The organism is Peptoniphilus olsenii (assembly GCF_040545475.1).
Lineage (GTDB): Bacteria > Bacillota > Clostridia > Tissierellales > Peptoniphilaceae > Peptoniphilus_A > Peptoniphilus_A olsenii.
In genome coordinates this window covers 90,976-113,476 of record NZ_JBEPMA010000005.1, presented here as the reverse complement: position 1 = coordinate 113,476, position 22,501 = coordinate 90,976, and the positions used below count along the sequence as shown (strand labels likewise).

Sequence of the window (22,501 nt, the reverse complement as noted above, 5' to 3'; positions counted from 1 at the left end):
TCATTCTCCTTTCACTAGATCACCTTGACAGTAATTATTCTCCTTCATATTAGTTATTATATCGTCTCTAATTTTCCACCAAGAAGTATCCCAGTTACAAAATAGAGAATTTTCTTCTGGAGCTCTGCCAATTATCCTTTCAACTATTATATCATCTTTTAGATGTCTTAAAAAGAGTATAACTTTTCTTTTGTAATCTTCTAAAGAAATAGTATTGATTTCACCCTTTTCATACATATTTCCCAAAAGTGTACCCTTTATAATATAGAGTGCATGAATCTTAACTTCGTCTACTCCTAAAACATTTAACATTTTTGCACACTCAATTATGTCTAAATCATTATCCCATGGTAGGCCTATGATAACGTGAGCACAAATATTGATACCTCTATTTTTAAGTTTAATACAAGCATCAACAAATTCAGAAAGACCATGCCCCCTATTTAATTTTTTGAGACTATGATAATTTGTAGTCTGTAGACCCAATTCAACAGTTACAAAATAATTTTTGTTTATTTCTTCCAAAAAATCCAAATATTTTTCCCCTAAACAATCAGGCCTAGTTGAAATACTTAAACCTACAACATCTTCAATAAGGGATCTATTAATAGAAGATTTAAATTCTTCTATGGGCATGTAAGTATTGGTGAAGTTTTGAAAATACGAAATATATTTTTTTGCTTTATACTTTCTTTTTATGAGTTCTTTATTTTTCAAAAGTTGGCTCTCTATACTTCCAAAATTATTTTCAAAACTGCCACCTTCTTCGCCACAAAAAATACAACCTCCCCAACCACAAGTACCATCTCTATTAGGACAAGTAAGATTTAATTTAACTGGTAATTTATAAACTTTTTCGCCAAATTTTTCTTTGAGAAAATCTGAATATTTTCTGTAGCACATATAATTAACTCTTTCTAATTATTCTTCTTCATCGTTAAATATTTCATCAAACTTAGCGGTAACTTTTTCAAACTCTTCATCTGATTCTATGACATCAAGTTCAACTTCTTCTTCTGATATTTCTTTATATTTGTATAGTAGGACTTCGTCACCATCTTCTTCACTTTCTGGTACAAGTGCAATATATTCATTGTTATCACATTCAAATATACCTATAACTATACAAACTAATTCTGAGTTGTCATCTAATGTTAAGGTTATAGTTTGATAAGTCTGTTCGTGATCATGGTCATGATTATGTTCGCCGCAACCGCAACCACAGTGTTCATGTTGATTCAAATCTTTTTCGTTCATCTTATGCCTCCTAATTATTTTAATTTTTCTAAAATTTTTATAACAAATTCAAATACTCTTTCAGTCGATGGTATGGACAAATTTTCTCCAGGAGCATGTACCCCTTCCATATCTGGGCCAATTGAAAGCATGTCTATATCACCAATTGTCTCTTTAAATAATCCACATTCTAAACCTGCATGAATTTCTTCAAAGATAAAGTCTTCTCCTGTGATTTCTTTATAAGCATCAGAAGCAATATCTCTTAGTTTAGAGTTTTCTTTGTATTCCCAAGCTGGATAATCTGACTGTATACTAAATTCTGCCCCTACGAGTTTTGCAGCAATCTTGTTAATGTTGGCCATGTTATCCTTTAACGAAGAAACTTGAGACCTTATATTCGTAATAATTTCTACTGTTTCTTCATTATCTACAATAACACCTACATTTACTGAAGCTTCTACTAATCCTTCAATATTTTTGCTCATAGACATCACACCATCAGGCAAAATATTTAATAGACAAATAATTCTATATGATAGTTCGTCAGTAAATGCCTTGTCATTTTCTTCTCTGGTGTTTTCTAGGTTTAACCTTACATTGGGATCAACCTTACCTAGTTCTTTGACAAGTTCACCATTAATTTCTACAATTAAATCTTGCAATTCTTTTTTATCATTTTTAGGCACAGCTAACTTTGCTTTTGCAAGTCTTGGTATGGCATTTGGTTTTGCGCCACCCTCTATTGATATTAAATTAGCTTCAAACTTCTCAAAAATTCTATAAAGTGCCCTTGCCAATATTTTATTCGAATTTCCTAGACCTTTATGAATTTCTTGACCAGAATGACCACCTTTAAGTCCTGAAACTATTAAATCATAAAAGTCGTATTCTTTATCTAATTTCTTGAATTCTTTTTTTAATACTATAAGGTCTCTTTGGCCACCAGCACAACTTACGCAACCTTTACCTTCTTCTTCAGAATCTAAATTTAAAAGCAATTTTGATTCTAAATATTTATTCTCAAGATTACGTGCACCAGTCATTCCATTCTCTTCATTTACCGTAAATAATGCTTCAATTTTTGGATGACTATATTTGTCACTTTCTAAAATTGTTAATATCATTGCAACAGCTATTCCATTATCAGCACCTAAAGTAGTATGTTCTGCCACTATACGATCATCTTTAATAGTATAGACAATTGGATCCTTTTTAAAATCGAACTCAATATCATCATCTTTTTCACAAACCATATCCATGTGTCCTTGTAAAATTATGGACTCAGATTTTTCATAACCGGTAGAAGCCTCTTTTTTTATAATGACATTTCCAATTTCGTCTGTAAAAGATTCTAAGTTGTGTTTTTTTGCAAAATCCAAAAGAAAGTTTCTGATCTCTTCTTCATGAAAAGATTCTCTTGGTATTTTTGTAATTTGATCAAAGTAATAGAATACTCTGTTCTGAAGTAAAGATTCTATATCTTTCATATTGACCTCCCTTAACAATATTATATCAAAAGTGAAAACAATATAATACTTAATTAAAATTATAATTTTTCAAAAACAAATTTATGATTTCATCTTTTTCTTTTATATCCGTTTTTCTAGATTGACAAACTAAACTATTAAATTTATTCAACGATTTATCCATTAAATTTGATAAAGACGGGTTATTCTCGAAAGATTGCACAACCAATGTGAGTAATTTATTTTCTATATTGTCTTTTTCTTCTTGAGAGATATTTAAGTTCTCGAATAATTCAAGAAGAGATAGAGTGTATTCATATCGCACGAATATGACAAATTCTGTAAAATTTTCAGAATAAGTTGTACCATTTATCAAACCTATAATTTTGAAAAATAGATTCCATTCCAAATCCCTATTAAGATTTTTTAATAAAATTTCTCCTATACCTTTAGAAAAAGAATCATAGTATTTTGGTTCTTTCATAAAAGATATGGGTTCTTCTAAATTCATTTCACAATCTGAAGCTTGATTTATTCTGTTAATTAAAGAAATAAAATTCTCTCCGTATGTCAAATCTTTATTTTTAGCTAATTTCATGAACAGAAAATTTACTACTACATCGGTAATAGTTTTCAAATTCATAAAAAGGCCCAGTTCCTCATAAATCTTCTGTGTAAATACATCGTGAAGTATTTTTGATAAAAGTGTCTTTAATTGATTTTCAGCAGAAATATTTACAGACGCGTCAAGGTTTTTTACATGATTATATAGAATCATTAATTGTCTATCCACCATTGTGAGGTTGTCTATAATTGAGCTCATTATGTCTTTGAAAAAATCAGCTGTGACCATATAATTGTAATTTTTATATAAAATCTTATGATCAATTTCTCCCCAAAATACATTTACTAAAGATTTAATTTGTAGTTCAAACAAATAGGTTCTCTCTCCCGTAAAGAATTCCCCATCAAGTTTAAAAATTTTAAATCCATTATTTAAAGATTGAGGTTGCGGGTCGTCAAGATTTAATCTAATTTTCTTATTCTTTTTAGACGCATACATTCCATCTCCACAATAAATTCTAAAATCTTCAATTATCTTCTTGTATATTTGTTCTTCATCTTTTATGAACCTACACTCAATTCTTAGACCAATTAAATCTGGAATTTGCTCAAAACCCTCAACTGGATTGGGATATTTAACATAATAATTCCTTCTAATAATTTTTTCTCTCAATGAATTTTGGGATTTTATTCTGGTATTAATATTTATTAATTTATCATCTTTATCTAATTTTTGTGCAAAATATCTTTTTAATTCCTTGTTAATTTCAACAAGTTCTAGACGATGATAGTCATACAAAGCCATTACATCATCTATATAGCTAAAAAGCTCGAGTTTCATTGCTACACCTTTAAAATTATTTCATGTCAACTTTGTACTTTTCTTTTAACTCATCTATTTTTTTATTGTAAACTTCTTGTTCTTTTTTTCTCTTAAGTTCTTGATAAATTTTGTCTTTTGATTCTTCAAAACTAAAGGTAGAAGCATCACTCTTGTCATCAACTTTTATAATGTGATATCCAAATTGAGTTTTAACTGGTTTTGTTATTGTGCCAATATCATTTGAAAAAACAGCTTCTTCAAATTCTTTTACCATTTGCCCCTTTTGAAATTCACCTAAATCTCCACCCCTTTGAGATGAAGGACATGTTGAAAATTCTTTAGCTAATTTACCAAAATCTTCACCATTTTGAATTTTTTCATAAATTTCATTTGCTTTATCCTCATCTTCAACTAAAATATGTGAAGCTTTTGCAGACTCTCCCTTTTGAAAAAGATTAGTGTTTTTATCATAAAAATCTTTTATTTCGTCATCATTAACTTCCACTTTAGATAAAAGTTTGCCTAAAGAATATGTTTTTAACATGGACTGTTTAGTTTTTTCTAATACTTTTAAAAAGTCTTCTTCTTTATCGACTCCATTTTCAATAGCTTCTTCATACAATAATTGTTGATAAACTAATTCATTTACTATATCTTGATTAAATTCATTTTGTGAAAAATAAGCTTTAAGTTGTGGATCAAGTGAATTTATAAATAAATTATAATCCTCACCTGTCACTTCTCTACCATTTACCACTGCTAAAACTTTGTTATTATCCATTTTATCCTCCAGTTTATAATCGTGTTTAAAAGCGAAATCAATCGCATATCTACTAATTCATGTTAACATTAGAATGATGATTTTTCAACTAAACTTAATGAGCTAATATAAAAACAATAATTGCACTAAAGTTGCTTTTATCAAAAAGTTTACATCTTTTTTTACATATGATAAAATAACTTCCAAGAGATAAAAATGTTAAAAGCGCCTGAGCCTTGTGGCTGACGAGGGATAGAGTTATCGAACTTTCGGCGGATGCTCTATAGGTATCACAACCTAAGCAATTTACAAAGAATAAAAGTAATTTTATAACAAAAAAATTGAAGTGAGTCTCTAATAATAATTGGAGGGATAAATATGTGCGGTATTGTAGGTTACATTGGTAACAAAAACGCGACACAAATAGTTCTTTCTGGACTAAAAAAATTAGAATACAGAGGTTATGATTCTGCAGGGATATCTATTATTTCAACAGATAATAATCTTAAAACTTTTAAAAAGAAAGGCAAAATAATTAATTTAGAAAATGCTTACGATTTTGATAATATTAAATCAAATATAGCAATAGCACACACAAGATGGGCTACTCATGGGGAACCTTCAGAAATAAATGCTCATCCACATATGAGTAGTGATGGCAAAATTTCTGTGGTGCATAACGGAATCGTAGAAAATTATCTTGAACTTAGAAATAAATTACAAGAAGATGGCTTTACTTTTAAATCGCAAACAGATACAGAAGTTGTTCCAAATTTAATTTCTAAAAATTACGATGACGATTTATTAAATACGGTTTTTAAATCTCATGAAGAACTAAGAGGCTCTTTTGCACTTGGAATTATTTCTGATTTAGAAAATAATAGAATGATTGCTTTAAGAGACTCTTCTCCACTACTACTAGCTATCTGTGAAGATGGTTTTATGATAGCCTCAGATATAACTTCAGTAATTGAATATACTAACAAATTGATTTTCTTAAAAGATGGAGATATTGTAGATTTAACTCGTGATTCTTATACTATATATGATGAAAATCAAAATATAGTTGAAAGAGAAATTACAGAAGTAGATTACACTGATGAAGACGCATCCAAAGAAGGTTACGATCACTTTCTATTAAAAGAAATACACGAACAACCAAAAGCAATTGAAGAAGCTATATCAATTAGACACACGAATTATGAACTAAATTCTAATGAAGATATGTTTACCATAGAGGAACTAAAAGATATAGAAAAAATTTATATATCAGCATGTGGTACAGCATTTCACGCTGGCGAAGTGGGAAAATATGCTATTGAATCTCTTGTGAATATGCCTGTAACATCTGAAATTGCTTCAGAATTTAGATATAAAAATATGTTTGTTGATGATAAATCCTTAGTAATATTTGTATCTCAATCTGGTGAAACGGCCGATACACTAGCTGCACTTAAAGAAGCAAAAAGACTAGGAGCTAAAACTTTAGCTATTACAAATGTATTAGGTTCAACTATAACTAGAGATGCTGATAAAGTGATATATTGTTATGCTGGCCCTGAAATTTCAGTGGCTTCAACTAAAGCTTACACGACACAATTAATTGCACTTTATTTTGTTGCACTTAGAATTGCTTTTGCAAAAGGAAAAATTAATAAACAAGAAATCACTGAAATTATAAAGGCTATGGAACAAACTCCTATACAAATAGAAGAGATTTTAAAAGAAAGAGATAAATACAAGGAAATAGCCTTAGAAATAAAAGATTCAAAGTCTATTTTTTACACAGGTAGATCTCTAGATTTTATAACAGCAAAAGAAGGTGCACTTAAATTGAAAGAAACATCTTATATCCATACTGAAGCCTTCCCTTCAGGAGAATTAAAACATGGATCTATTGCATTAATTGAGCCTGGAACACCTGTAATAACTGTAGCAACTCAATCAAAAATTACTGAAAAAACTATTTCAAATAATCAAGAATTAATAGCTAGAGGAGCTAAAGTTATCTCTATTACAAATAAAGGAAATAACTTTGTAAAAGATGCATCTACGCAATTAATAGAGATACCAAAAACTTTAGATATCTTGACACCTTTACTTGCTGTTATACCTGAGCAGTTAATTGCTTATTATACATCACTTTCACTTGGAAATGATGTAGATAAACCAAGAAATTTAGCAAAATCTGTAACAGTTGAATAATTAAATTTCCACTATTAACAGATTTAAACACTTGTAGAACTCGAAATATTATAATGTTTCGAGTTTTTTGCTTTAAATAATATTAAAATCTATTTTACAGTAGATTTATATTTTAATTGCTCCCTACAATACTTATATATTATATATTTCAATTACTTCTACTATTTTGAACTATATTTTAAATGGGTATTAAATTATAGAGGAGCGTAGCGATGTTATCTTACTTATTTATTTTATTATCTTTAATTACACTTTATTTTTCATTTGAATTTACTTTAATAGAAAATGCTTTTTTAACTCTAAGTCCTTTAAAGATTGAACGACTTAATGAATTAGATGTTGAGAACATGGAGTTTATCAAAAAAGTACATAAGAATAAAAACTTATACTCAACTACTTTAATTCTTGACTTTTTCTCAAATTCTTTATGTATTGTTTTTGCATCTTTATTTTTTTATGAATTATGGGGTTATAAAAGAGTCCCAATTGGAATTTTATTATCAACAATTATCGTAATAGTATTCGGTCAAAGTTTACCCCGTGCTTTGGGCAAAATTAATTATGATAGAATTGTGTCTAAAAGAGCAAAATTTATTTATTATTCCATAATAATAATTAAGCCACTGTCTATTATAATTAATTATATTTCAAATTCTATCATTAAACTATTCACAAAAAATAAATCTTACAAAGAGCCCTTAATAACCGAAGATGATATAAAAGAAGCCATGGATTTAGGAATCAAAGAAGGGATTCTCAATCGTCATGAGTCGCAAATGATAGCAAATGTATTTGATTTTAAAGAAATTTATGCTAAAGATATAATGACTCCTAGAACTGATATAATCGGCATAGATATTAACGAATCCTATGAAGATATAGTAAAAAAAATAGTAGAGAATAATTATTCAAGAATGCCCGTATACGATAATAATTTAGATAATATAATTGGAATTTTTAATGTCAAAGACTTCTTTTTAATGGGCAGAAATAAATCTATCTTAGAGAATACAGAATATTTAAAGAAGCCATTCTTTACATTTGAATATAAACCTACCTCTACTCTTTTTAATCAAATGAGACAAAACAAATTATCTGTAGCCATTGTTACTGACGAATATGGTGGTACTGAAGGGATGATAACTTACGAAGATATTTTTGAAAAATTAGTAGGGCAAATATCTGATGAATATGACACTATTGAAGATGAAGATATAGTTAATATTGCACCTGGAAAATATTTAATAGACGGCGCAGTAAATATTGACGATATCAATCAAAAATTTGGTACGGAATTAGAATGTATAGAATTCGATTCAATAGGAGGTTTTATTATAGAACAAATAGATAGATTTCCAAAACTAAATGAAGTGATTAAAATTGGAGATATGAAATTTACTATAGTTAGAAGCACCTCTAATAGAATCGAAAAGCTTCTACTTCAAATTCCAGTAAAAAAATAAAATTTTTGTCAAACAAAAACCCCTTTTAATCAAATTCTTGATTGAAGGGGTTCTAATTTTATTATTCGCATTCAGTTAATTCTACAACTTTAATTTTTGATTCTTTCCAATTTGCATCTTCGCCAAGTTTCTCGACAATATCAATAAGGAGTTTATCATCTTCATACTCTTCACTAAATGGAGCTACTCTGATTGTGGAATCAAAAGGTATTTCATCTACGGACTTACCTAAATCAACTTGTGTAATACATCTATTGGCTAAATTCTTTCGTTTTTCTTTGCTATTAATCCTTATGTATTTGCCATCTTGTCTAGTATAGAAAAAAATCTCTTTATTAAATTTTTTCTTATAATAAAGTTCATAAACTGCACATGAAAGTTGAAAACTTCCAAGTGGATTAGTGTCAAAGATTACTTTTTTCATTCTCTCACCTGGAAGTATTATATCATATCTGTAAATTTAAATACACAAAACTTAGTAAAATTTACAATCACTATATTTATTTTTTAATATTTCTAACTATTGAAGATAGAACTTCTTCCCTTTTCATTTCTTTTTTTGGGTTGAAATTAGAGTTCTTGTCCAAGTTCATAAATTTTTTATTCACAGAATTTTTTACAGCATCTAAAGCATAATTGGAAATACTTTTTTTATCTTTTATTTTTATATCCTTTACTTTGTCACTACCAAAAACTTTAGATATAACTACTGCAAAGTCTTGCCTTGTAACTGAGCCTTTAGGATTAAAAGTCCCAGTTCCATTACCATTCATAAGACCTAAATCCACAGCAATATTCACATATTTATTATTAGTATCTTCAAAATAATTAATAGTTCCTTGAGAAGTTCTTTTGTTTAAATATTTGTAAGTTTTTACTGCTACCTCGGCTAGTTCTTCTCTTGTGATATTTGATTTCATATTTGTAGCCATAGAATTTACCACAATATTTAAATCTTTTGCTTTATTAATATCTTTTAATGCCCAAGAACTGCAATTTTTAAATAATGCAGACTCCCCAAGATGAATTTCATTGGTAAAGTCAGACACATCTCCATTTTTAGATATATATCTAAGTCTAAAAGCATAACCATTATTGGCGGCAATAATATTATCTAATTCATTTTGTGATAAAATTACTGAATTTTTAGTTGAATTAGAATTAACTTGTTTTATAATTGACTTCTTACTTTCACTTGTCCATTTTCCATTATTTAATACATCAATTTCAATATTTAAATTTTTTTCTTTAGCTTTACCCATTTCGAATATATAATTTTTATTATCTTTTGTAGCTACTATTTTATTTGGAGAAGCTAATTTTGCACCTGCAAATACATTTAAGGGTAAAACTAAAGTTAGCATCAAGCTAAAAATAATTTTTTTCATTTCTTTCACCTCAACGAGAGTTATGATACCAGAAATGAATCAAAAATTGTTAAATATTACAAACTTGTAATTTTTTTGTAATCTTTTTGTCAATAGTTTATTGAGATGATGTAAAATTACTTTATTCAAGAAACTCCTTCATAGTATGAATATAAAATATACTTCAATTTAACACTTATCTAATTAAAATAAATCTCTAGTAATAATATGAAATTTATATATTCGCTTTATTATTAATTTAAGAAGAAAAAAGCGGCTATATAGCCGCTCTAAATGAATTTGGATTATAGGTTGCCATAGTATGCAGCCTTATAAAGCTCTTTTATTTCTTCAGGTGAAGTTTCACGTGGATTTGTAAGTGTGCACGGATCTTCAAAAGCGTGTTTACTCATATCTTCTAAAACTTCAGAAAACTTATCTTCATTAAAATCAAAATCATCTTCAACATCTTTGAAACTCATCGGTATATCAACAGATTTTGATAATTCTACTAAAGCATCTATAAAATTATCCACTTTCAATTCTTTTTCTATGAATTTTACTTTTTCAGTAGCCATTGAATTATATTTTGTTATATAAGGCAATAAAATCGCGTTAGCAAGTCCATGAGTTACTCCAAATTCGCCACCAATATTGTGAGCCATTGAGTGAATTATACCAAGCGAAGCAGATGTAAATGCCATGCCTGCTAGAGTTGAAGCATTGTGCATTTTTTCGCGCGCTTGCATATCATCTCCATTATCATATGCCTTTTTAAGATTTTCAAATACTAATTTAAGAGCATGAATTGCAAGTGAATCTGTATAATCATTTGCAGCACTAGAAACTAAAGCTTCAGTAGCATGTGCTACAACATCCATTCCAGTATTAGCAGTTACAGATTTAGGCATCTTAGATGGAAGTAATGGATCAACAATAGCATAATCTGGTACAATATGCCTAGATACTACTGGATATTTAATATGTTTTTTAGTATCAGTTATAACAGAAAAAGCAGTGATTTCACTTGCTGTACCTGATGTCGATGGAATCGCAATAAATTTTGCTTTATTTCTAAGCTCTGGCATAGTTTCAGGTTTCACAACATCCTCAAATGTAAGATTAGGATATTCATAAAAACACCACATAACTTTTGCAGCATCCATTGCTGAACCACCGCCAAGAGCAATAATAAGATCAGGCTTAAACTCTTGCATTTGTTTTGCTCCACGTTCAACAGTTTCTACAGATGGATTTTGTTCTACACCATCGCAAATATCTACAACTTTTCCACCTTCTTCTAAAAGTTCTTTACACTTTTTGAGAAAACCATTTCTTCTCATAGAATTACCGCCAGTCACAATTATAGCTCTTTTCCCTTTTATACTTTTTAATTCATCCAATGAATTTTCTCCAAAAAATATATAACCTGGAATATGTAATGTTCCTCTCATTTATAACTCCTCCTTAGATTGTTAATTTAATAACATAATAATAACATATTTTATTTATTTTTACAATAGAATTAGTTAAATTTTTGACAATTTATTTAACGTTTACATTACATCATATGTTATTTTTAATTCTACTTTTTTAACGATATTATTAGCAAAGGATAATATTTAAATAAAGGCATCAAAATTTACTAACTACTTTTTAAACTCGTATATTATAAAGCTTTTAAAAAAAATTTATTATACTTTAATCAATTTTCAATTGGATTTTTCGTTAATAATTAAAAACCCTTAAATCAGAAGACTCAAGGGTTCAAATTACAATATTAAATTTAACCTATTCCACCTAAAATAGCTCCTGCTACTAAAGCTACTATACATAAAGGAACATACACATATTTTCCAAGCGTAAAGAAATAATTGCCAACAGGTTTTCCATTTTTTCTACCAAGATTAACTGCATCGTTTATAAACTCTTTGCCTGCAACCCAAAAAAACATTGTTCCTGCTAAAAAAGCTCCCAATGGACAAATATAAATAGAAACAAAATCCATCCATTCTCCAGTTATCTTCTGAATTAAAATTGCTACTATACAACCGATTATTAATATAATTCCAGTAGATAAAACTCTATTTAAACTTAGATTATCTTGAAGCATAGCGACAGGTGCTTCGTATAAGTTAATTATTGAACTTATACCTGCAAAAAGAACACAAACAAAGAATATAATACTCACAATTCTGCCTGCTGGCATGCCATTTAAAACATTGACTAACCAAACAAACATAAGACCTGGACCACCATTTTCTAGTGGAGCTCCTCCCACAGCCATAGCTGGAATTATAACAAAAGCTGCCAAGAGTGCTGCAAGAGTATCAAAAAAAGCTACATTAAAAGCGGATTTTGGTATATCTTCTGTTTTTGGTAAATATGAACCATAAATAACTGATCCATGCCCAGCTACTGATAATGAGAAAAAAGCTTGACCAAAAGCAAAAATCCAAAGCATCGGATTTGAGAGTTTAGAAATGTTCAGCGTAAAAATATACTTATATCCTTCAATCGCTCCAGGTAATGTAGCAATATAAACGCCAAGACCAACAAATAAGAAAAATAAAATAGGCATCATTATTTTATTAGCTTTCTCAATACCTTTAGATACTCCCATAGACATAATAATAAATGATATTACAACTGCCACAAATATCCACACAGGATTGTCTATAGCCACTTTATCGAATGTGCCGCCAATAATTTCCATGTCCTGTCCCATCGCCGATATTTTGCCACTAAAAGACATAAAAGTATATTTAAAAATCCAGCCCATCACTACTGTATATCCTATTGCAAGAGATAAGGATCCAATTATTGGAATAAATCCTATTAACTCTCCAATTCTCCTATTACCAGTTTTTATTTTAGTGCAAGTGCCAAATGCTCCAATTGGTCCTGCTCCAGTTGCTCTACCCAATGCAAATTCTTCTACTACACCAGTCGAACCAATCAATATTACACATAAAAAATAAGGAATTAAAAAATCCATGCCTCCCCATAGAGACACCATTATAGGGAAACGCCAAATATTACCCATACCTACAGCAGATCCAATACATGCCAATATAAATCCCCATTTACCAGTAAAACCATCACGTTCTTTAATAATGTTTTTAACGTTCATAGTAGTTCCTCCATAGTAATTTTATATATTATAACACAAGGACAATTCAATATATAAATGAATTGTCCTTGATTTTAAATAATTATATTTTATTTATTTGGATATGGTTCTAAGAACGCATGGAAATGACGCATTGGAAGATTGTGTCCCCACACAATTCTCATATTAGGAATGTTCTCTCTATCTTCGTATAAATCCTTTACCGCCGCAATTACATAATCAAGATGTTCTTTAGTTAGTCTGCTTCTATCAAGAGCAAAACGAACTACATTTGCAAGTTCAGCCTGTTGTTCTGGTGTCTTTAAATCATATTCCATAGAATAATCACCCAGTTCGGAAACTCTAATTCCATAACGACGTATTAATTCAAGAGAAAAACCCTCTCCAGCGAATGTATCATGGTCACGTTTATTGTCAAAAAACTCATCCATATTTAAGTATACTGCATGTCCACCAGCAGGTAAAACTACTCCCTTAATTCCAGCTTTATAAAATCCCTGTGCTAAATATTCACATTGTCTTACTCGATTGTCCATATAATTAAAATCGCAACTTTCATATAAACCAACTGAAAGTGCCATAATATCTCTGCCACTCATTCCGCCATAAGAATCATTGCCATAACATGAAATTTGTTTAACTTTAAGTCTAACTCCGACATCCATTTTTATGCTTCCATCGTCATTAAAATCAGAGAATTTTTGCCAAAATAGACCTTTATCACGAAAAGCTAACATTCCTCCCATATTAGCATGTCCATCTTTTTTGGCAGACATACAAAAACCGTCACAATAAGAGAACATTTCAGAGGCTATCTCTGCTATACTTTTATCAGCATAGCCCTCTTCGTTCATTTTAATGAAATATGCATTCTCTGCCCAACGAGCAACATCAAAAATAAGTGGTATATCATATTTGTGTGCGACACGATTGATTTCTTTAATATTTCCTAAAGATACTGGTTGTCCACATACTGTATTATTAGTTAAACAAGCAAAAATTAGTGGTACATTTTCTGGTCCAACTTTAGTTATTAGCTCTTCTAATTTTTCAATATCCATATTTCCTTTAAATGGATTTTTATCGTATTTACCTTCTTCAGGTATTTCATATAATAATTCTTTATTATATAAATTTCTTGGTATAGAACCCATTTGTTTGATATTACCTTCTGTAGTATCAAAGTGTCCATTAGAAGGTATAGTAAATACTTTTCCTGGATGACGTTCTTGTAATATGTTTCTTACGATTTCCATAAGTACAGACTCAGCTGCACGCCCTTGTTGAATAATAAAGGCATTAGGACGCTCCATTTGGGCTGCGCCGCCATTAAAAAGTCCATCTTCATATTCACATAAGTAAATCTCGTCCATCATTTTCTCTACATCTCTACAATCAGTTCTAACGAGATCTAAGATTTTTTTCCAGTTTTTTTCTCCACCACGTTCAAAAATGTCGCGAAAAGTATCAAGTAATACATAATATCCCGTATTTCTTCCATAAGCTTCATCTCCGTAAAATAACGAAGCCCATTGAGTATTTGTCATTGCTGTAGTGCCTGAATCTGACAACATATCTACTGTAAGCATTCCTGAAGGAAATGCAAATTCATTATAGTGGGTCGCTTTTAAAACTCGTTCACGTTGCTCAACTGTTACATTTGGTAAATCACGAACAGCAAATGTAAAATGAGTAGGTGTGGGAACGTTCAAAGAATATTTTTTAGTCATACTATTACCTCCAAAGCCTAGCTTTTTATTTTGAGATACCCCGGTTATCATCAATTATTTTCCAAATAACTAATAACTAGCGGACAGTACTAACTACAAAGAAACAAGAATAAATTTAGGAAATCCTTTGCTTCTACGGTTAATTTTATTATAATCATTTAGCATGCAGAAGTCAATTTTAGTTCTTTAAATAAATTTTATAATTTATAATCAAATTTTTAATGTCATAAATTAAGAATCAACAATTTTTATTAAACTTTTATTAAAGTTTTCATTTTACATAAACTTTAGTATGAATACTAAAATTAATTGCACAAAAAAAGTGAGACTACATAAGTCTCACTAATTTATCATTCTACTTCAATCACTTGTTTACCATCATAATATCCACATTCTGGACAAACTCTATGAGGTAATTTCATTTCGTGGCAGTTAGGACACTCCACTACAGTTGCTTTATTTAATCTATAAGAAGATGCTCTTCTTTTGTTTTTTCTTTGTTTTGAAGTTTTACCTTTAGGTACAGCCATTTCTACACCTCCTCATCTTTAAATAAATCCAATAATTTTTCAAATCTAGGGTCAACTTTATCTTCGACTTCTGTTTCTTCTTTTGAACAGTTGCATTCCCCTTCATTTAAGTTCTGTCCACAATTAGGGCATAGACCTTTACAATTCTCATTGCAAAGATTTTTCCCCGGAAGGGATGTAATCACTTGAGACAAAATAATTTCTGATAAGTTAATAGAGTCGTTCTCTAATTTAAAATACTCATCAGTAGAATCCTCGTCATAAAAGCTTGGATCTTTAAAATTATAAGCTTTATAACTTGTCTCTTTATGATTTTTAAATTCTACTAAACATCTATCACAATTTGCTATAAAATCATAAGATATCTTTAAATTTAAAACAAGTTCTCCAGTTAAATCGTAAATTGAACCACTGTATTTGATGGGAAAAATAATCCTTAGATCATCAATTTCCAGATTCGTATCATTTAGAGCAAGTTCTCCTTGAAAATCAAATTTCTCAACATCAGAGGACAAAAATCTACTTAGATCTAATTTCACATTCTCACCTCAAAAATACATACACATCATTATAACTGTAAAACCCTCAATTTGTCAATACTTTGATAAAATTATTTTTCTACTAATTGTTGAGTATCTCTTGCTATCATTAACTCTTCATTAGTTGGCACTACAAGAACTTTAATTTTTGAATTGTCTGAAGAAATAACTTTATCTTCTCCTCTAACATTGTTTCTTTCTTTGTCAATTTCTACACCAAAGATTTTTAATCCTTCGCAAATTGACTCTCTCATTTCAATTGAATTTTCACCAACTCCTGCAGTAAATATAATAGCATCAACATCATCAAGTTCAGTCATGTAGCTTCCAATATATCCACGCACTCTTTTTTCAAAAATATCAAGAGCAAGACTAGCTCTGTGGTTATTTTCTTCACTCGCTGATTCTAAATCTCTAAAGTCACTTGACACTCCAGAAATTCCTAAGACACCAGATTTTTTATTTAAAACATTATTCATTTCAGCTGGATCTAGTTTTTCTTTTTCCATTATAAATGGAATAATAGCTGGATCTAAGTCTCCAGATCTTGTGCCCATTGCAAGACCTTCAAGTGGTGTAAAGCCCATTGAAGTATCAATGGATTTTCCATTTTCAACTGCACATATACTTGATCCATTTCCTAAGTGGCAAGTTATTAAATTCACTTCATTTACATCTTTTCCAAGCATTTCTGCCGCTCTATTTGTGATGTATTTGTGGCTTGTTCCATGGAAACCGTATCTTCTTACTTTATACTTTTCATAATATTCGTAAGGAAGTGCATAGATATAACTTGCTTCAGGCATAGTTTGATGGAATGCTGTATCAAAAACAGCTACTTGTTTTACATTAGGAAGCAATTTTTCACAAGCTTTGATACCCATAATATTTGGTGGATTGTGAAGTGGTGCTATTTCAACATTATCTTCAATAGCTTTTAATACTTTTTCATCTATAATAACAGAATCTGCAAAGTCTTCTCCTCCATGAACTACTCTATGTCCAACTGCTCCAATTTCATCAAGTGATGCTATTGCACCATACTCTGCATTTGTAAGAGAATCCATAACAAGTTCTAATGCTTTCTTATGGTCTTGCATAGGTGTTTCAATAGTTTTTTTGTCTTTTCCTATTGTTTCATGCTTTATCCTAGCACCTTCAATACCTATTCTCTCAACTAATCCCTTTGCAAGAACCTCTTCATTTTCCATATCAATTAACTGATATTTAAGTGAAGATGAACCACAGTTTATTACTAATATCTTCATAATTCCTCCTCAGATTTTCAAAAATTGTTCTTTCATAGTATAATAATCTATATCAAATATATTATAACAACCTTGCTTTTTAGTCAATAAATTGGAGAATTTAATTATGAAAATAGCCTCTATTGTTGCCGAATATAACCCTTTTCATAACGGCCACAAATATCAAATAGAAAAAATTAAAAATGAGTACACTGATTATATTATTGTCATTATGTCTACAAGCTTCGTACAACGAGGTGAGCCTGCTATTATCGATAAATTTACTCGCGCTAAAATTGCTATAGATAATGGTGCTAGTCTAGTTATTGAAAATCCTGTTATTTATAGCACTGCAAATGCTGAACTTTTCTCAAAAGGTGCAATAAATATTCTAAATTCTTTTCAATCTATAGATAAATTATTTTTCGGTAGTGAAAATGAATTAAACGAATTAATAAATATTAAAGAAAAAATAGATTCTAATTTTGATGATAAAAAAATAAAAACTTTTATTGATGATGGATATTCTTATATAAAATCTAAAGAATTAGCAATGGATTTTCTTTCAGCTTATGAAAAAAATATTTATAAAAAACCAAATAATATTTTAGCTTTTGAATACTTAAATGCTTTAGAAAAATTAAAATCAAAAATCACACCCCATTCTATTATTAGAAAAAGTGTAAATCATGATTCTTTTTATCCAAGTGATAACTTTGCTTCAGCTTCATTAATAAGAAATTTAATAAAAAACAAGACTGATTATACTAAATATACTCCTAATTATAATATATATGATATTCATCTATTAGATGATTACTTTGATATAATCAAATATAAAATACTTACACAAAATTGTAATTTCGAAAATTATTTTGATTATGAAGTTGGACTAGAAAATCGAATGTTCAATAATTTGGATTCTAAAGACGCAGAAGAATTTATTGAAAGAACCCATTCTAAAAGACATAGCAAATCAAGAATAAAAAGATTGTTAATTCAAATGCTTTTAGATTTGGATAAAAATTTAATATTAGAATCCTTCAATTTTCCTTATATAAGAGTGCTTGGACTCGATGATAGAGGTGCTGAAATTTTAAATACATCTAACAATAAAAATATAATAAGTTCATTTAAAAAGTATTATGATTCATCTATCGGTATACAAAAACAGATATTAGATAAAGAAATACTTGCTACAAATTTATATAATTATAAATCTGGAAATATGGGGCTAGATTTCACTCATAAAATATATAAAAAGACTTGAGTTTTTGCTCAAGTCTTTAGTGTTTATTTAATATAATTCAAATATTAAAAATGATAACTAATAAATAATAATTTATTGTAAATATTATTATTCATACCTCAATGCTTCAATAGGATCTAATTTGGCAGCCTTATTAGCTGGATAATATCCAAAAAATACACCTATCGCCATCGAGAAACCTACTGCTATTATTATGGAAGATAGAGTCGGCAATGTAGTTTCTTTAATAATAATAGATGAACCAACGACACCAATTAAACCACCAAATACAATTCCAAAAAAACCACCAATAATACATAATATTACGGATTCTATAATAAATTGTTTTCTTATATCGCCTTTAGTAGCTCCAAGGGCTTTTCGTATCCCGATTTCTCTAGTCCTTTCGGTAACAGAAACAAGAAGTATATTCATAACACCGATTCCACCAACTAAAAGTGCTATGCCTGCAATTGCTGCAACAGCGGCTTGTATACCACTCATCGCTTGAGTAAAGGTGCTTATCTCTGAAATAGCAGACTTAACTATTACTTCAACTCTATCATTAGATGCATAATATTTATTATTAATATATTCTGCGATTTCATCTGTCTTTGATTCTACATTTTCTGTGCTTACCAATGAAAAAGTGACAACATTAAAAGCTTCATCATCAAAACCAGAACTAAATTCACGGTTAGCAGTGGTATAAGGCATATACAAAGTTGAAGTCTCGCCATTCATACTTCCAAACATAGTTACCTCAATTTTTTCATATTTATAAATACCTACCACTGTTAATACAATAAGTTTTCCATCTTTATAAGTCTTAATTTCTTGTCCTAAGGCATTTGATACATTTCCATTAAAAATCTTATCTACTACTTTATCTGATATAACAGCAACACTTTTCGACCTCTTTATATCATCAGCATTTAAAAATCTGCCTGCTGTAATTTTTAAATTACTAATATCTTTTTCACCAGGAGATGTAGAAGAAACATTTACCATAATCTCTTTCTTAGATTCCTTTATCTGTGCAGAGCCCCCTGGCCCTTTATACACTACATCTTTAATCAAATTTGGTTTTGTTTCCATTAGGTTGTCCATCATTTGTTTTGTAATAAAATCATCTGGAAAGACTATGTCTTCATATGAATAGTCCTCTTTAGGTTCAATCATTATATAAGCAGCCGTATTGCCAACAGTTTCAAAAGCTTTATTGACTGAACTTGACATTGCATTTCCAATTGTTGTAATTCCAATTACAGAAGAAATACCTATTATTATTCCAAGCATAGTCAAAAAAGAACGCAATTTATTTGTCTTAATACCCTCTATAGATAGTTTAATAGTTTCAAGTAAATCCATTTAAACCTCCTTCAAGAATCCATCACTCATCTCATAAATTCTAGATGCCTCTTTAGCAAGTTCCATATTATGAGTAATTATTATTATAGTACGGCCTTCTTCTTCATTTAGTTTATGAAAAAGCTCCATAACTTGGATTCCTGTCTTAGTATCAAGTGCTCCAGTAGGTTCATCAGCCAAAATTATATTGGGATTATTTGCCATCGCACGAGCTATAGCTACTCTTTGCTTTTGTCCTCCCGATAACTCATTTGGTCTATGTTCCATTCTATCTGCCATATCAACAGCTTCCAATAGTTTTTGGGCACGTTCTAACCTTTCAGTTCGGGAAATTTTTGCATAAAGCATTGGTAATTCGACATTTTTAAGTGCATTAGATCTTGGAATAAGATTAAAATTCTGGAATACAAAACCAATCCTCTTACTTCTATAAGATGATAACTCTTCATCTTTTAATGTTTTAATATCTACACTATTTAGTTCATATTCACCACTGGTCTGTCTGTCTAGTAAACCTATTATATTCATCAAAGTACTTTTACCAGAGCCCGATTGTCCTACAATAGATATAAATTCGCCATCTTCAACATCCATATCTATACCATGCAATATTTCTAGCTCATTTTCTTTTCCAATATTAAAAGACTTTTTAATGTCTCTCATTTCAATTAACTTAGACATCTTCTTTATTACCTGTATCTTCTTGGACATTTTCTATAATTTTTACGATTTGACCTTCCCCATAACCAGAAGATGAGGTCAAAACTTTCATTCCTTTCTTAATATTCTTTCCTTTTATGGCAGTTTCAAAATCATTAGAAAGACCAGTTTCTACTTCTGTTAATTTTATTTCATATTTTTCGTTCCCAATATCTTTAAGAGAGAGCACATAATTTTTATTATCTCTTTCAAATATCGCACCAGTGGGTACAGAGTAAGTATCTTTTTCTTCAGATAAAATATATTTCACTCTCAAAGTCATGCCTGGTGTCAATTTATCTTTTTGATTATCCTTAATTTCGATAGTTGTTTTATAATAAACATCTTTGGATTGATCGCCTTCTTTTTTTTCAGGAGCAGGATCAACTGTAATGACCTCTCCTTCAAGTTCAACTCCATCAAGAGCATCAGAAGTTAGTATAACTTTAGTGCCTACTTTTACATCATTGATATTATATTCTTTAATATGAGACTCAACTCTTAAAGTATCAATTGTTTCAATAGTTGCAATTGGTCCTGTTGGTATTTGTCCTTCTTTAGAATCAATTTTAGTAACAGTTCCTGATATTGGTGCCTTAATTACTGTTCTATCTAGAGATTCTTTCAAAAACTCTAATTCTTTATTGCTTATACCAGCATATCCAGTTTGAGCTTGTTTTACACCATCTTGAAGAGTTTTTATCTCATTATCTACTCCGGATTTAGCTGAATCAAGTGCTTTAAGTGCTTCGTCATAATTATTTTTAGCAACTTCCATATTTTGCTTTAATGTTTTTAATTGGTCGTTTCTAGTTTCATTATTTTTTAATTCTTTATCTGCACCTGATTGTAAGTCGTCTTTTGCTTTTTGTACATCAATTTGGAGCGCATCTAGCTCTTTTTCCTTATCTGGGAGTGTTTTTTCTAAAGTTTCAGCTTCTGCTAAGTATTTGTCCCTATCAGCTTGATATGTCGATAAATCTGAAGTTAAATTTTTTATTTCACGTTCTATACTTGCTTGTTCACGAGTAAGATTGTTTATCTCTTCTCTTTTTCTATCTATTGCAGCCTTTATGGAGTTTATATCTTCTTGTTTCACAGTAGAATTACTATCATCATTAGTTTTCACGTTAAGACTAGAACTTAAATCACTAATTACGACATTAGCATTAGTAAGTTCTATTCCAATTTCAGTAAGTTCTCTATTTAAACTGTCAATTCTTGCCTCTGTAGAAGAAATATCACTTTCAAGTCTATTTGCCCTATCTCTATTATTTCTGATATTATCATGATTTTCATAAATGCTTTCAACTAATTGTTGTTGTTTTTTTAAACCTGTTTTTTCTTGATATGAAAGATTTTCTCTTTCAGTCTTTTCTGAAATAAGTTCAGGGTTGTAACCTTCATCTAAACTTCTTTTAAAATCCTCATATGTTTTTTTCGCCTGTTTATATTGGTCAAAAGCAACTGTGACATTTGTATTCGCACCATGAATAGTGGAATGTGTGCCAGTCTCCCTGCCTGTTATAGCTTCTTTTAGACGATTTTTGGCAGCCGAAACTTGAGCAGCCACAGTAGATTGTTGCGCACGATTAGCTTCTTGTTTAGCTGCAATTTGCTGTTCTATATCAGTTGAAACCAAAGATGCAATTATATCTCCTTGACTTACTTTATCACCAACTCTAACATCTAAAGTATCAATTGGCAGTTGGTTTTCAGCATATACTTCTATAGAATTAGAACTTACAACAGTCCCTGTCTCATTGACAGAATTTACTACTTCTTTTTTATTTAAAGTTGTGACCTGACTTTGTGACACCTCTAAATAATCTTTTTTATTGAAAAGTGCAAACACTGTCCTTCCAATTAGTAATACCGCTATAATTATAATTGCAATCGATAACTTTTTATGATTTGTTACAAAATTCTTGATTTTATTCATATAACGCCCCTTTCTAAATAAGATTATAACCTAAGAATATTTAATAATCATAAATTATAAACAATCTTAAGAATATCTTAATAATCTTTAGAAAAATTATAATTTCATATAAATCATCGCCTTTACAATATAAAATAGATTTGAAAACTATTATTTTCTATTTAATATATGCTA

The 22,501-nt window shown here is 29.7% G+C and carries 19 protein-coding genes; 3 read left to right on the top strand and 16 right to left on the bottom strand.

The features are described from left to right. The 5 genes from mnmL to ABID14_RS05720 are packed head-to-tail and all read right to left on the bottom strand — an operon-like array spanning position 1 to position 4,873. On the bottom strand, positions 1-903 hold the full coding sequence (mnmL, locus tag ABID14_RS05740) for a tRNA modification radical SAM protein MnmL/YtqA (RefSeq protein ID WP_354368057.1): 903 nt from the start codon (positions 901-903) through the stop codon (positions 1-3). 18 nt (positions 904-921) lie between these two features. Beyond that, positions 922-1,257: a DUF1292 domain-containing protein gene (locus ABID14_RS05735; RefSeq protein WP_354368055.1), complete on the bottom strand. Its 336-nt coding sequence runs from the start codon at positions 1,255-1,257 to the stop codon at positions 922-924. 14 nt (positions 1,258-1,271) lie between these two features. Then, a complete protein-coding gene (locus tag ABID14_RS05730) occupies positions 1,272-2,726 on the bottom strand; it encodes an aminoacyl-histidine dipeptidase (protein WP_354368053.1) in 1,455 nt (484 codons plus the stop codon). A 49-nt stretch (positions 2,727-2,775) separates the two neighbouring features. Continuing rightward, entirely contained in the window at positions 2,776-4,110 is a 1,335-nt protein-coding gene (locus tag ABID14_RS05725) for a GTP pyrophosphokinase (protein ID WP_354368051.1), read from the bottom strand. 16 nt (positions 4,111-4,126) lie between these two features. After that, entirely contained in the window at positions 4,127-4,873 is a 747-nt protein-coding gene (locus ABID14_RS05720; protein WP_354368049.1) for a peptidylprolyl isomerase, read from the bottom strand. Positions 4,874-5,230: 357 nt separating this feature from the next. On the opposite strand from ABID14_RS05720, the gene glmS reads away from it, so the two are divergent. Both glmS and ABID14_RS05710 read left to right on the top strand, forming a co-directional pair. Next, on the top strand, positions 5,231-7,057 hold the full coding sequence (glmS, locus tag ABID14_RS05715) for a glutamine--fructose-6-phosphate transaminase (isomerizing) (protein ID WP_354368047.1): 1,827 nt from the start codon (positions 5,231-5,233) through the stop codon (positions 7,055-7,057). A 212-nt stretch (positions 7,058-7,269) separates the two neighbouring features. Then, positions 7,270-8,520, top strand: coding sequence for a hemolysin family protein (locus tag ABID14_RS05710; RefSeq protein ID WP_354368045.1), 1,251 nt, complete (start codon positions 7,270-7,272; stop codon positions 8,518-8,520). A gap of 61 nt (positions 8,521-8,581) precedes the next feature. Here the strand turns inward: ABID14_RS05710 and ABID14_RS05705 are convergent, their stop codons facing one another. From ABID14_RS05705 to ABID14_RS05670, 8 genes are all read right to left on the bottom strand, one after another. Continuing rightward, on the bottom strand, positions 8,582-8,944 hold the full coding sequence (locus ABID14_RS05705) for a hypothetical protein (RefSeq protein ID WP_354368043.1): 363 nt from the start codon (positions 8,942-8,944) through the stop codon (positions 8,582-8,584). A 76-nt stretch (positions 8,945-9,020) separates the two neighbouring features. Next, entirely contained in the window at positions 9,021-9,908 is an 888-nt protein-coding gene (locus tag ABID14_RS05700; RefSeq protein ID WP_354368041.1) for an S-layer homology domain-containing protein, read from the bottom strand. Between the two features lie 284 nt (positions 9,909-10,192). Next, positions 10,193-11,341 carry an iron-containing alcohol dehydrogenase gene (locus tag ABID14_RS05695; protein WP_354368039.1) on the bottom strand — a complete coding sequence of 383 codons (1,149 nt, stop codon included), beginning with the start codon at positions 11,339-11,341 and terminating at the stop codon, positions 10,193-10,195. A gap of 332 nt (positions 11,342-11,673) precedes the next feature. Then, entirely contained in the window at positions 11,674-13,020 is a 1,347-nt protein-coding gene (locus ABID14_RS05690) for a sodium-dependent transporter (protein ID WP_354368037.1), read from the bottom strand. 89 nt (positions 13,021-13,109) lie between these two features. Then, the gene (locus tag ABID14_RS05685; RefSeq protein ID WP_354368035.1) at positions 13,110-14,750 is read right to left on the bottom strand and encodes a tryptophanase; all 1,641 of its coding nucleotides are present in this window, start codon (positions 14,748-14,750) and stop codon (positions 13,110-13,112) included. 350 nt (positions 14,751-15,100) lie between these two features. Next, positions 15,101-15,280, bottom strand: coding sequence for a 50S ribosomal protein L32 (gene rpmF, locus ABID14_RS05680; RefSeq protein ID WP_354368033.1), 180 nt, complete (start codon positions 15,278-15,280; stop codon positions 15,101-15,103). A gap of 2 nt (positions 15,281-15,282) precedes the next feature. After that, a complete protein-coding gene (locus ABID14_RS05675; protein ID WP_354368031.1) occupies positions 15,283-15,819 on the bottom strand; it encodes a YceD family protein in 537 nt (178 codons plus the stop codon). A 71-nt stretch (positions 15,820-15,890) separates the two neighbouring features. Beyond that, positions 15,891-17,087, bottom strand: a complete 1,197-nt coding sequence (locus ABID14_RS05670; protein WP_354368029.1) for an acetate kinase — start codon at positions 17,085-17,087, stop codon at positions 15,891-15,893. Positions 17,088-17,193: 106 nt separating this feature from the next. Here ABID14_RS05670 and ABID14_RS05665 point away from each other — a divergent pair, with 106 nt between their 5' ends. Further along, positions 17,194-18,336 (top strand): tRNA(Met) cytidine acetate ligase, encoded by a 1,143-nt coding sequence (locus ABID14_RS05665; RefSeq protein WP_354368027.1) that lies wholly within the window; start codon positions 17,194-17,196, stop codon positions 18,334-18,336. Between the two features lie 87 nt (positions 18,337-18,423). Here the strand turns inward: ABID14_RS05665 and ABID14_RS05660 are convergent, their stop codons facing one another. From ABID14_RS05660 to ABID14_RS05650, 3 genes are read right to left on the bottom strand one after another with little or no spacing between them, the layout of a single operon-like run. Beyond that, positions 18,424-19,686 (bottom strand): ABC transporter permease, encoded by a 1,263-nt coding sequence (locus tag ABID14_RS05660; protein WP_354368025.1) that lies wholly within the window; start codon positions 19,684-19,686, stop codon positions 18,424-18,426. Continuing rightward, positions 19,687-20,367: an ABC transporter ATP-binding protein gene (locus tag ABID14_RS05655; RefSeq protein WP_354368023.1), complete on the bottom strand. Its 681-nt coding sequence runs from the start codon at positions 20,365-20,367 to the stop codon at positions 19,687-19,689. It abuts the gene before it with no gap. Continuing rightward, positions 20,360-22,327 (bottom strand): efflux RND transporter periplasmic adaptor subunit, encoded by a 1,968-nt coding sequence (locus ABID14_RS05650; protein WP_354368021.1) that lies wholly within the window; start codon positions 22,325-22,327, stop codon positions 20,360-20,362. The genes ABID14_RS05655 and ABID14_RS05650 overlap by 8 nt, the downstream gene beginning before the upstream one ends. Between the last annotated feature and the right edge of the window lie 174 nt (positions 22,328-22,501).

What these genes read in the sequence shown, in the direction of transcription:
- mnmL (WP_354368057.1), bottom strand. Translation starts at nt 903, where the DNA reads ATGTGCTACAGAAAATATTCAGATTTTCTCAAAGAAAAATTTGGCGAA.
- ABID14_RS05735 (WP_354368055.1), bottom strand. Translation starts at nt 1,257, where the DNA reads ATGAACGAAAAAGATTTGAATCAACATGAACACTGTGGTTGCGGTTGC.
- ABID14_RS05730 (WP_354368053.1), bottom strand. Translation starts at nt 2,726, where the DNA reads ATGAAAGATATAGAATCTTTACTTCAGAACAGAGTATTCTATTACTTT.
- ABID14_RS05725 (WP_354368051.1), bottom strand. Translation starts at nt 4,110, where the DNA reads ATGAAACTCGAGCTTTTTAGCTATATAGATGATGTAATGGCTTTGTAT.
- ABID14_RS05720 (WP_354368049.1), bottom strand. Translation starts at nt 4,873, where the DNA reads ATGGATAATAACAAAGTTTTAGCAGTGGTAAATGGTAGAGAAGTGACA.
- glmS (WP_354368047.1), top strand. Translation starts at nt 5,231, where the DNA reads ATGTGCGGTATTGTAGGTTACATTGGTAACAAAAACGCGACACAAATA.
- ABID14_RS05710 (WP_354368045.1), top strand. Translation starts at nt 7,270, where the DNA reads ATGTTATCTTACTTATTTATTTTATTATCTTTAATTACACTTTATTTT.
- ABID14_RS05705 (WP_354368043.1), bottom strand. Translation starts at nt 8,944, where the DNA reads ATGAAAAAAGTAATCTTTGACACTAATCCACTTGGAAGTTTTCAACTT.
- ABID14_RS05700 (WP_354368041.1), bottom strand. Translation starts at nt 9,908, where the DNA reads ATGAAAAAAATTATTTTTAGCTTGATGCTAACTTTAGTTTTACCCTTA.
- ABID14_RS05695 (WP_354368039.1), bottom strand. Translation starts at nt 11,341, where the DNA reads ATGAGAGGAACATTACATATTCCAGGTTATATATTTTTTGGAGAAAAT.
- ABID14_RS05690 (WP_354368037.1), bottom strand. Translation starts at nt 13,020, where the DNA reads ATGAACGTTAAAAACATTATTAAAGAACGTGATGGTTTTACTGGTAAA.
- ABID14_RS05685 (WP_354368035.1), bottom strand. Translation starts at nt 14,750, where the DNA reads ATGACTAAAAAATATTCTTTGAACGTTCCCACACCTACTCATTTTACA.
- rpmF (WP_354368033.1), bottom strand. Translation starts at nt 15,280, where the DNA reads ATGGCTGTACCTAAAGGTAAAACTTCAAAACAAAGAAAAAACAAAAGA.
- ABID14_RS05670 (WP_354368029.1), bottom strand. Translation starts at nt 17,087, where the DNA reads ATGAAGATATTAGTAATAAACTGTGGTTCATCTTCACTTAAATATCAG.
- ABID14_RS05665 (WP_354368027.1), top strand. Translation starts at nt 17,194, where the DNA reads ATGAAAATAGCCTCTATTGTTGCCGAATATAACCCTTTTCATAACGGC.
- ABID14_RS05660 (WP_354368025.1), bottom strand. Translation starts at nt 19,686, where the DNA reads ATGGATTTACTTGAAACTATTAAACTATCTATAGAGGGTATTAAGACA.
- ABID14_RS05655 (WP_354368023.1), bottom strand. Translation starts at nt 20,367, where the DNA reads ATGTCTAAGTTAATTGAAATGAGAGACATTAAAAAGTCTTTTAATATT.
- ABID14_RS05650 (WP_354368021.1), bottom strand. Translation starts at nt 22,327, where the DNA reads ATGAATAAAATCAAGAATTTTGTAACAAATCATAAAAAGTTATCGATT.